Genomic DNA, 9,836 nt, shown 5'->3' on the forward strand with positions numbered 1-9,836 from the left:
CCTGACCGCTTGTTTGAGGGCTTTATTTTCTACTCAATACAATTCAGCCAGATATCTGTCCAGTCCCGGATCAAATAGATTTTATTCATAACTACTTCATCAGGCATGAATATTGTGTAGTACATTTTCTACAGATGGGAACCAAAGAATATTTAAAAAGCTGTGTTTTATTGCCAATTTTGAGTGGGGATAAGCAACTGAGTTTGCTCATTCGGCTCAAAATGGCGACCTTTGCAGTAATTAACCAATAATTGAAGCAGGTGAAAACACTAATTTTTATACTCTTCAGCTTTATTTTAGTTCCCTCAGTTTTTGCTCAGCAGACAGATATAACGAAGTACAGTATAGAGAAAGATAGCATTTATGCAGATAGTATTCCCCCTCATAAAGTGCGTAATATCATTGGGCGTGCCACCTATTATGCCAGCAAATTTCACGGCAGGCGGACTGCAAACGGCGAAATATTCAATAACAGGAAAATGACAGCTGCCCATCTTAAATTACCATTCGGAACCTTTGTGACAGTAACTAATCTGGAAAATGGGCGTTCAGTAGAAGTTAGGGTAAATGATCGTGGTCCTCATACCAAAACCTTTATCATTGATGTTTCCCAGGCCGCTGCCAAAGAACTTGGGTTTTATGGTAAGGGCGTCGCAAAAGTTGAGATCTGTTATCAAATACCTAAGAACAAGAGTATTTAGTTCTAACTTGTATACGATTAGAATTAAGTTCTGAATAAAATAAGTTTTTATGTATTTCATTGAATGTTTTGACCAATTTTCAAAAGAAAGCCCCATCTTCAAAGACCGAAAAGCCCGATACGAAATGTAATGACAAGATTTAGAGTGTTTTAAACCCTATTGATTGTAATCCAGGTTGGAATCTTTCTAGTGACCCTGAAGGGGTCAAATGTTTATAGTCTATAAACATCCGAACCCTTTGGGGTCGAAGAACAAATGCTTTAACTGAACAATAATGATTTGGCATTAACTAGTTTAAATTGTATACTCCATGTCATATCTCCACGCAGTTTGATTCTTTCATGAGGCCTCTTTATATTTGTATTAAATGGAATACAATAAATTAACACCCGAAGAAGAATACATCATCCTTCATAAAGGCACTGAGAGGCCTTATTCAGGAGAATATCTCGAAAATCAGAAGTCGGGAGTTTACTGCTGCAGGCAATGTAATTCTCTGTTGTACCGTTCTGAAGATAAATTTGATTCTCATTGTGGATGGCCAAGTTTTGATGATGAAATTGAAGGTGCGGTTAAAAAAATATTGGATAAAGACGGGCACCGCGAAGAGATCATTTGCCAGAATTGCGGTGGACATTTAGGGCATGTTTTTAAAGGTGAAAAATTAACACCAAAAAACACCCGTCATTGTGTAAACTCACTTTCAATGAAATTTGTATCTGCAGAAGATCTGTCGGCCTTAGGTATTTCCTGAGTATCAGAAATGCTAAACTCCTTTTGTTGAAATTGTATTTATTTTTAAGAAATTCCTAATTTCACAGTTTAAACTCCATTATGAAATTACTTGAAGGAAAAATTGCCTTAATTACCGGTGCCTCAAAAGGAATAGGCCGTAAGATCGCTGAAAAATTCGCCGAGCATGGTGCTGATGTTGCTTTCACCTACCTATCATCTGTTGAGAAAGGCGAGGCCTTGGAACAGGAATTGCAAAGCTTTGGAACAAAGGTTAAAGGATATCGTTCTGATGCATCAAAATTTGATCAGGCTGAGAAATTGATCAACGATATTGTTGCTGATTTTGGTGGTCTGGATGTTGTGGTAAACAATGCAGGTATAACCAAGGATGGTTTATTAATGCGTATGACAGAAGAGAACTGGGATGAAGTTTTAAATGTAAACCTTAAATCTATCTTCAATGTAACCAAGGCAGCATCAAAAATTATGATGAAGAGCCGAAAGGGTGTTTTCATCAATATGAGCTCGGTTGTTGGAGTGCAGGGAAATGCCGGGCAGGCCAATTATGCGGCATCCAAGGCCGGGATCATTGGATTTTCGAAATCAGTTGCCAAAGAACTTGGTTCAAGAAATATCCGTTCGAATGTAGTCGCTCCGGGTTTTATCAGAACCGAAATGACCGAAGTACTCGATCCAAAAGTAGTGGAGGGTTGGGCACAGGCTATTCCTTTAAAGCGGGCAGGTGAAACGGAAGATGTCGCCAATCTATGCGTATTCCTGGGTTCAGATATGAGTTCATATATTACTGGACAGGTGATACCGGTTGATGGGGGGATGCTTTAGGCAATTGATAGTTGATAGTTGAGAATTGAGAATGAAAGTCGGTGGTATGCGGTATGAGGTGTGGGGTCTGAAATAGGAGGTATGAGGTCTGAGGACCGATAGTTGTCGGGCTTAGACGCTTCATCTTACTTTTTCCTTTATGCTTTCAGCTTAAAGCTGGTACAGAATTTGTCTGTATTGTTTATAATTAATTGCGTAAATTAAGCTCATGATAAACAATCGTTTCATTATTCCATTTGCCATTTTAGGATTCTCTTTGATTGTCTCAACCTTTATTTTTTCTGGTACATGGCGAAAGATCAAAAGCGAGAACCAAACGATTACTGTAACAGGCTCTGCCAAACAGGTTATTGTTTCTGATCTGGGGGTTTTACGCGGGACACTGAATGTTGAAGCTGCAACGGCTGTAGAAGCATATCGTTTACTTCAGGCTCAAAAACCGATATTGATGGAATATTTCAAGTCTAAAGGTTTTGCCGGTGATAAGGTAAATGTTCAAACGATTACCTCTTACCCTAATCATTCTTTTAATCAGCAAGGACAGAATACAGGAATCAGGTCATATAGTGCTTCCCAAATGATAGATATTTCAACTTCTGATGTGCAATTGATTAAAGCCATGTCTATTGAGGTCAGTTCACTTGTTGAACGGGGGGTTAACTTTCAGGTCAACCAGCCGGAGTATTATTATACCAAAATCGGTGATATAAAAATTGAAATACAGGCAGCTGCCGCAAAGGATGCCATGATTCGGGGAGAACGTATAGCAGAAGCTACCGGACGCGAATTAGGAGCCCTTAAAAGTGCAAGAATGGGGGTGCTGCAAATCACTCCTGAAAATTCAAACCTGATTTCGGATTATGGTGTGAATGATGTCAGTTCTATTAGAAAGGAGATAATTGCTGTGGTCAATGCCAATTTCGAGATCGATTAATATCTGCTGAAAGATTGAAAGCTTAAATTTAAAAAGGCATATTTGTATTAGCTATGCCGCTATTATTTCAAATTCAATTTACTTCAGTAAGCTATTTGTGGCTCCTGGCCTGTTTGGGATTAGGTATTTCCTACGCCTTTCTTTTATATAAACCATCCGGGCATCTTAATATAACCTTAAGATATTTTCTTTTCACCCTCCGGACCATTTCCATTGCTTTAATCGCATTTTTACTTTTTTCTCCTCTTGTTAAAACAATTAATCGAACAGTTGAGAAACCACTGATCATTCTTGCACAGGATAATTCAGCTTCAATCCTTCTCTCAAAAACCAAGGATTTCAATTGGCAAAATTATAATGATCAGCTTAAAAGACTCGAGAAAAATCTCTCAGCAGATTATGAGCTTCGTACGTTTAATTTTGCCGAAGAAATTGATAGCGGACTTAACTTAAAGTATGATGGCTCCCTGACGGATATTTCATCTGTTTTTAAACTGATAGATGATCAATTCACTAATCGGAATATTGGTGCTGTAATTATAGGCACAGACGGGATCTATAACAGAGGTCCAAACCCACAATATGAAATTAAGAACATCAAGGCACCGATTTATACCATTGCCCTTGGGGATACTATTGCCAGGCGTGATCTTCTGATTTCAAATGTGAATTACAACAATATTGTTTATCTGAATAATGAGTTTCAGATCGGGGTAAGTATAGAAGCATATCAATCGCAAGGGAGTGCTTCTTTACTGACAGTTAGTTCAGAATCAAGTATTCTCATATCAAAACCGGTATTGATAAATTCCAATGAATTCAGACAAACAGTTTTACTGAATTTGCCTGCTGAAAGAAAAGGGATTCAATCTTATACCATCCGGCTTGCAGCTCTTTCCAACGAATTATCCCTTATCAATAATACTCAAACCATCTTTGTTGAGGTAATAGACGGGAGAAAGAATGTCCTGATTATTGCAAATGCCCCCCACCCTGATATCAGCGCAATCCGGCAATCCATTGAGATCAATAAAAACTATTCAGTAAAGGTTCGAATGGGACAGGAGGCTAACCTTGCAGAAATTGAAGAAGCAGGTTTGCTGATTTTGCATCAATTACCTTCAATAAGTAATAATGCCAGGGATGTACTCAAGTTGGCAGACGCCAAGCCGAAATTCTATGTTTTGGGTGCACAGAGCAATATTCCTGTTTTTTCATCATCACAGAATGTAATTGCTATTACTTCAAACGGTATGCTGCAAGAAGCAACCGCAACCCTTAATAAAGATTTTTATGCATTTGCTCTTAGTGAAGGCAGCAGGTCAAAAATCAGTAATTTCGGCCCCTTGCTATCACCTTTCGGGAATTATGCCTTGAAAGGACCTTCCAGTTTGCTGATAAAGCAGCAAATTGGAAAATTGCCGACCGAAAAGCCTTTATTATTGTTTGGTGAAGATATTCAAGGCAGGGTTGCTGTGCTTGCCGGTGAGGGAATCTGGCGCTGGAGGCTGGAAGATTTTCAGGAAAATGCAAGTCATGAGGCTGTTGATGAATTAATTACAAAAACTGTACAATACCTGGTTAGCGCAGATGATAAGCGAAAATTCAGGGTCTACCCTTCAAAAAATACTTTTGATGAGCATGAACATGTCATTTTGAATGCAGAGTTATATAATGATGCCTATGAACTGGTAAATACTTCGGATGTTAATATAGTAATGAAGAATAAACAAGGTAAAAGCTATTCGTTCGTCTTTTCACGTTCTTTAAACTCATATCAGCTTGATGCCGGAGAATTAACAGCAGGGGAATATAATTATACTGCCACAACAGCGCTTGGGAACGTGAAACATCAGGCAGAAGGACAATTTATAATAGGCAGGCAAGAGGCTGAATATAAGCAGAGTGTAGCGAATCATCAATTATTATACACTATCTCAAAGCAGAATGGTGGTCAGATGCTTTCTCCCGAACGGCTTGAAGAAATACCTGAACTGATCAGAGCAAATGAACAGGTGAAAGCCGTATATTACGATAACCCCAGGTATAGTGAGCTTATAGATCTGAAATTTTTATTTTTTATGGTACTCGCGCTATTGAGCCTTGAATGGCTCTCAAGAAAACGAAACGGCGAAATATAATCTGATTGTTTTTAATATTCATCTCATGGAAGTAAAAAAAACTTTGTCTGTTTACAATAAGGTCAGAAAACTGACTAAAGATGGAAAACTGAATTGGAATGAGGAAGCTGATGGTAATACATTTTATACATCAATCAGTGACTTTAAGATTTATATTGGAAAAAGTGCAGGTACGATTTCCTTTGAACTCTTTAATAATTTAAACACAAAAATAGGGCTATTAGAGTTTGGCGGGTATTCGCCCGATATTGATGGTCTTGATTCTTTCTATAATCAGGTAAGGAATTTAACTATCAAAAATGATGATGGCCTTGACGATCTTCTCGATCAACTTGAACAGATCGACTAGTTAGCAGGTATCTGACTACCTATAATTTCCGGAAATTTCACCTTGCAGTGACCATTCTAATAATTGACCGAAACAGTATTGCCGTTAACCTCTCAGGATATACCGCATACTAATAAAATTTGCATTAAATTCTTGCTAAAAATCTTCTGGAGTACATTTATGTCGGTAATGGAAGTAAGAATAAGGGTAATTGTGAGCAATCTTTAGATCCTGCTGATCCCCTCTGCATTTGCAAAAATAATAGTTCTTCCTGATTACCGGGGATCTTAAATTTAATATTTCCTTAAATGTCAGTATCAGCCTGGAATGATCATCATGCAGCCCTAATTCACATTGGAAATAGGTGCCATTACTGCGTCGGTACCTCGATTATATATACTATCGTTCTATCTGCGACAATCATAATATTGAGTTTATTGCCTTTTATACCTATTCAAATCAGTATTAATAGTGGAGGTGTGATAAAGTCGTCCCGAGAGCGGACAGAGCTTGTTGCATCGGCTAGTGGAAGGATTGTTGAGGTTAGGATGAAGGATAACCAAAGTATATCCAAGGGGGATACAGTACTGCTTATTGATTCTTCTTTACCCCTACAACAAAGGAAAATTTTAAGCAGTCGGTCAAAACTACTCAAACAGCTCCTGGAGGATGTAATACTTATAATCAGCCAGACCAAGCATTTGGAAAAGACTTCGGCCCAGCCTGTATTCTTAACTGAGCAGTACAGAGCTTCCTGGTTACAGTTCTGTCAGGAGTTCAAAGACCGTCTCCTGAGCAGAGAACAGGCCGAACGAATTTTTAACAGGTATAATATCTTGTATGAAAATGGGGCAATAACTTTATTAGAAAGTGAAAAACTAAGGTTTGAATTTGATAAGGCTGTTTCTGAGCAGAACCTGCTTATAAACCGATGGAGATCGCAATGGGAAATGGAAGCAGGAGGCTACCGAAGGGAACTGAGTGATTTACTTTCCCGCGAAGCAGAACTAGAAGAGGAGAATAAACTGTTTACACTCCGGGCAACTGTCAGGGGTTCAATTCAAAACCTGGCAGGCATACAGGCTGGTTCTTATGTCTTCGCTAACCAAAAGATTGCTGAAATTTCACCTGATGATCAATTGATTGCACTTTGTTACGTGAAATCATCCGATATCGGCCTGGTCAGAAAAGGACAGTCGGTAAACTTTCAGGTTGATGCTTACAATTACAATCAATGGGGTTTGATATCGGGCAGAGTGACTGACATTTCAGATGATATCATTTATTCGGATCAGGGAGCTACGGTTTTCAAGGTACGTTGTATGCTGGACAGGGATCATTTGAAACTTAAGAATGGGTACAAAGGATACCTCAGAAAGGGAATGGGCATTACTGCCCGCTTTATGGTTGCCGAGCGCACTTTGTTTGACTTACTTTTTGATAAGCTTGATGACTGGCTAAACCCGAATCTAAGAGTTAGAACTCCTGAATCATGAATATCAATGTAAAACAACGTGATCTGTCTGATTGTGGGGCTGCCTGCCTTGCTTCAGTTGCGAGGTTTTACAATCTTGATGTTCCGGTCGCGAGAATCCGGCAGCATGCCGGAACAGATAAAAAGGGAACAAATATTGCCGGTATGCTTGAAGCTGCCACTCGACTCGGATTTGAGGCAAAGGGAGTTAAAGGAACAGTTGAAAGTCTTTTCAAAATTCCTCTTCCGGTTATCGCCCATGTCATTGTCAATGGTCAGCTACAGCATTTTGTGGTTATTTATAAGATAAATAAGCATAAGATCAGTTTCATGGATCCTTCAGTCGGGAAATTGCTTTCAAAAAAGCTAAGTGATTTCAGGGAAGAGTGGACAGGCGTACTTATTTTGATGGTGCCAAACAGTAGTTTTGTTACTGGTAATCAAAAATTAAGCTTTTCCAGCCGATTCCGTACACTATTACTACCTCATAGTACCATTCTTGTTCAGGTATTGTTTGGTGCAGTTGTTTACACCTTGCTAGGACTTTCGATGGCAATATTTGTACAGAAGATTGTAGATTTTGTACTGGTCGACGGAAACAGGAATTTGCTCAACCTCATGAGTGTGGGTATGTTCATCATTCTCTTGCTTCAGGTATTTATAGGAACCCTGAAAAGCATTTTTATTTTAAGAACCGGACAGATGATTGATGCCAGATTAATTCTTGGCTATTATAAGCACCTTCTAAAATTACCTCAGCGATTTTTCGACACCATGCGGGTAGGTGAAATTACTTCAAGAATTGGGGATGCTGTTAAGATTCGTTTATTTATAAATGATGTTTCTATCAACCTTTTGGTGAACCTTTTTATGCTGGCATTTGCTTTAGCGATGATGTTTACCTATTACTGGAAGCTTGCACTCTTTCTTTTGATCCTCATCCCACTTTATTCTGCCATTTTTCTGATTACCAACAGGCTCAATAAGAAGGTTCAGCGTAAGCTGATGGAGAATTCGGCTGAGCTGGAATCGCAACTTGTAGAGAGCTTGAATGCGGTTGAGACAATCAAGCGTTTCGGTCTGGAGGATTATGCGAATCAGAAAACTGAAGTACGGTTCATGAAACTCCTGGCTACGGTTTATAAATCAGGTTTGAATGCTGTTTTTTCAGGATATTCTACTGAATTGGTTTCCCATTCATTTACCATTCTATTGCTATGGGTCGGTGCCGGATTTGTATTAGATAAGCAAATCAGTCCGGGTGAATTACTCTCATTTTATACCCTGATCGGCTATTTTACCGGGCCTGTTTCATCCTTTGTTGGAATGAATAAAACTGTTCAGGATGCGATAATTGCGTCTGATCGTTTGTTTGAAATTATGGATATGGAGCAGGAGAATGAGGATCATAAATTTGAACTCGAAAGATCAAGCCTCGGAAATATCAGATTCGCTGATGTTTCCTTTCGGTATGGTACTCGGATCATGGTTTTTGATAAATTAAATTTGGAGATACCATATCAGAAAATGACAGGAATAGTCGGTGAGAGCGGATCAGGAAAATCTACCCTGATGTCTATCCTGCAAAACATATATCCGGTTCGTAGTGGTCATGTATTTATTGGTGATTATGAAATAAAACATGTTAGCAATAGTTCGCTGCGCAAGATCATCAGTGTAGTACCACAAAAGATAGATCTTTTTGCGACTGATATTAGCACTAATATTTCCATCGGAGATGATGAGCCGGATATAAAAAAAATTATAGGTATTTGTACTATGCTTGGAATTACTCAATTTATTGATGACTTGCCCAATGGATTTCAAACTCAAATTGGAGAAAATGGAGCAAGCCTTTCGGGTGGACAAAAACAAAGAATTGCGATTGCACGCGCCCTTTATCGGGATCCTGAAATCCTTATTATGGATGAGGCGAGCTCTTCTCTGGATCCGGTATCTGAAAAATATGTTCAGGAAGCCATAGAGTTTTTGCTTTCTGAAAAGAAGACTGTAATTGTGATTTCCCATCGCCTTAGCAGCATTCAAAAGGCCGGAAAGATCATTGTTTTAAAGGATGGTAAAGTTGCTGAGGAGGGAAAACATACTGACTTGATAGCTTACCAGGGAGAGTATTATCAGTTATGGTCTCAGCAAATGCCCATAGAATTTCAAAATTTAATTATTGCCAAATGAAGCTGCTGGAACAAATTGAGCGTATTAACCGACTTCATGAACTGATCAAGCATCGGCGTACAGGTACCCCAAGTCAGTTGGCTCAGCGACTGAATTTATCAACTTCGATGGTCTATAAATTAATGGATGAACTGAAACTGCGGGATGCACCCATAGAATATTCCCGTCAGTTGGGCACATATTATTATAGCAGAAGTTTTCAGATGAAGATATCTATTGATTTTAAAATGATCGCAGAGGAAGAATTGCCTGAATAGCTAAATAAGTGTTTAATGATCCTTTGAATTTTATACATGAAGATTTAAAAGTCAGGATTGTTGATCATTCCCAATTGACGATTATTGAACACTAGTGTCCGGGGAAATTGAAATCGTAAGATTAAAAATCAAATCTCATAATTTTCTCTCTACTTTTCCTGCAGCAGAAAAGTAGCAAAATGCCGCCGCTGCACCTGATGCTATTAAAGTTAATGCTTTGGCTTGGCCTA

9 protein-coding genes are annotated in these 9,836 nt (G+C 38.8%); all 9 read left to right on the forward strand.

The window, feature by feature from the left end:
* Positions 1-260 precede the first annotated feature (260 nt).
* The 9 genes from Q8S11_RS05300 (at position 261) to Q8S11_RS05340 (ending at position 9,606) form a co-directional block, all read left to right on the forward strand.
* Positions 261-701, forward strand: a complete 441-nt coding sequence (locus Q8S11_RS05300) for a septal ring lytic transglycosylase RlpA family protein (protein ID WP_305661034.1) — start codon at positions 261-263, stop codon at positions 699-701.
* Between the two features lie 367 nt (positions 702-1,068).
* Positions 1,069-1,455, forward strand: coding sequence for a methionine-R-sulfoxide reductase (locus tag Q8S11_RS05305; protein ID WP_305661035.1), 387 nt, complete (start codon positions 1,069-1,071; stop codon positions 1,453-1,455).
* A gap of 80 nt (positions 1,456-1,535) precedes the next feature.
* Positions 1,536-2,279: a 3-oxoacyl-[acyl-carrier-protein] reductase gene (gene fabG, locus Q8S11_RS05310; protein WP_305661036.1), complete on the forward strand. Its 744-nt coding sequence runs from the start codon at positions 1,536-1,538 to the stop codon at positions 2,277-2,279.
* Positions 2,280-2,487: 208 nt separating this feature from the next.
* The gene (locus Q8S11_RS05315; RefSeq protein ID WP_305661037.1) at positions 2,488-3,213 is read left to right on the forward strand and encodes an SIMPL domain-containing protein; all 726 of its coding nucleotides are present in this window, start codon (positions 2,488-2,490) and stop codon (positions 3,211-3,213) included.
* 53 nt (positions 3,214-3,266) lie between these two features.
* Positions 3,267-5,354: a hypothetical protein gene (locus Q8S11_RS05320; RefSeq protein WP_305661038.1), complete on the forward strand. Its 2,088-nt coding sequence runs from the start codon at positions 3,267-3,269 to the stop codon at positions 5,352-5,354.
* Between the two features lie 25 nt (positions 5,355-5,379).
* Positions 5,380-5,703 carry a hypothetical protein gene (locus tag Q8S11_RS05325; RefSeq protein WP_305661039.1) on the forward strand — a complete coding sequence of 108 codons (324 nt, stop codon included), beginning with the start codon at positions 5,380-5,382 and terminating at the stop codon, positions 5,701-5,703.
* Positions 5,704-6,161: 458 nt separating this feature from the next.
* Positions 6,162-7,178, forward strand: a complete 1,017-nt coding sequence (locus Q8S11_RS05330; RefSeq protein ID WP_305661040.1) for an HlyD family secretion protein — start codon at positions 6,162-6,164, stop codon at positions 7,176-7,178.
* The gene (locus tag Q8S11_RS05335; protein ID WP_305661041.1) at positions 7,175-9,349 is read left to right on the forward strand and encodes a peptidase domain-containing ABC transporter; all 2,175 of its coding nucleotides are present in this window, start codon (positions 7,175-7,177) and stop codon (positions 9,347-9,349) included. The genes Q8S11_RS05330 and Q8S11_RS05335 overlap by 4 nt, the downstream gene beginning before the upstream one ends.
* A complete protein-coding gene (locus Q8S11_RS05340; protein ID WP_305661042.1) occupies positions 9,346-9,606 on the forward strand; it encodes an HTH domain-containing protein in 261 nt (86 codons plus the stop codon). The genes Q8S11_RS05335 and Q8S11_RS05340 overlap by 4 nt, the downstream gene beginning before the upstream one ends.
* Positions 9,607-9,836: the final 230 nt, after the last annotated feature.

Source organism: Daejeonella sp., assembly GCF_030695525.1.
In the GTDB taxonomy this organism is placed as follows: domain Bacteria; phylum Bacteroidota; class Bacteroidia; order Sphingobacteriales; family Sphingobacteriaceae; genus Daejeonella.

Excerpts from the sequence above, each read along its gene's own strand:
- Q8S11_RS05305 (WP_305661035.1), top strand. The coding sequence starts at position 1,069 with ATGGAATACAATAAATTAACACCCGAAGAAGAATACATCATCCTTCAT.
- fabG (WP_305661036.1), top strand. The coding sequence starts at position 1,536 with ATGAAATTACTTGAAGGAAAAATTGCCTTAATTACCGGTGCCTCAAAA.
- Q8S11_RS05320 (WP_305661038.1), top strand. The coding sequence starts at position 3,267 with ATGCCGCTATTATTTCAAATTCAATTTACTTCAGTAAGCTATTTGTGG.
- Q8S11_RS05325 (WP_305661039.1), top strand. The coding sequence starts at position 5,380 with ATGGAAGTAAAAAAAACTTTGTCTGTTTACAATAAGGTCAGAAAACTG.
- Q8S11_RS05340 (WP_305661042.1), top strand. The coding sequence starts at position 9,346 with ATGAAGCTGCTGGAACAAATTGAGCGTATTAACCGACTTCATGAACTG.
- Q8S11_RS05335 (WP_305661041.1), top strand. The coding sequence starts at position 7,175 with ATGAATATCAATGTAAAACAACGTGATCTGTCTGATTGTGGGGCTGCC.
- Q8S11_RS05315 (WP_305661037.1), top strand. The coding sequence starts at position 2,488 with ATGATAAACAATCGTTTCATTATTCCATTTGCCATTTTAGGATTCTCT.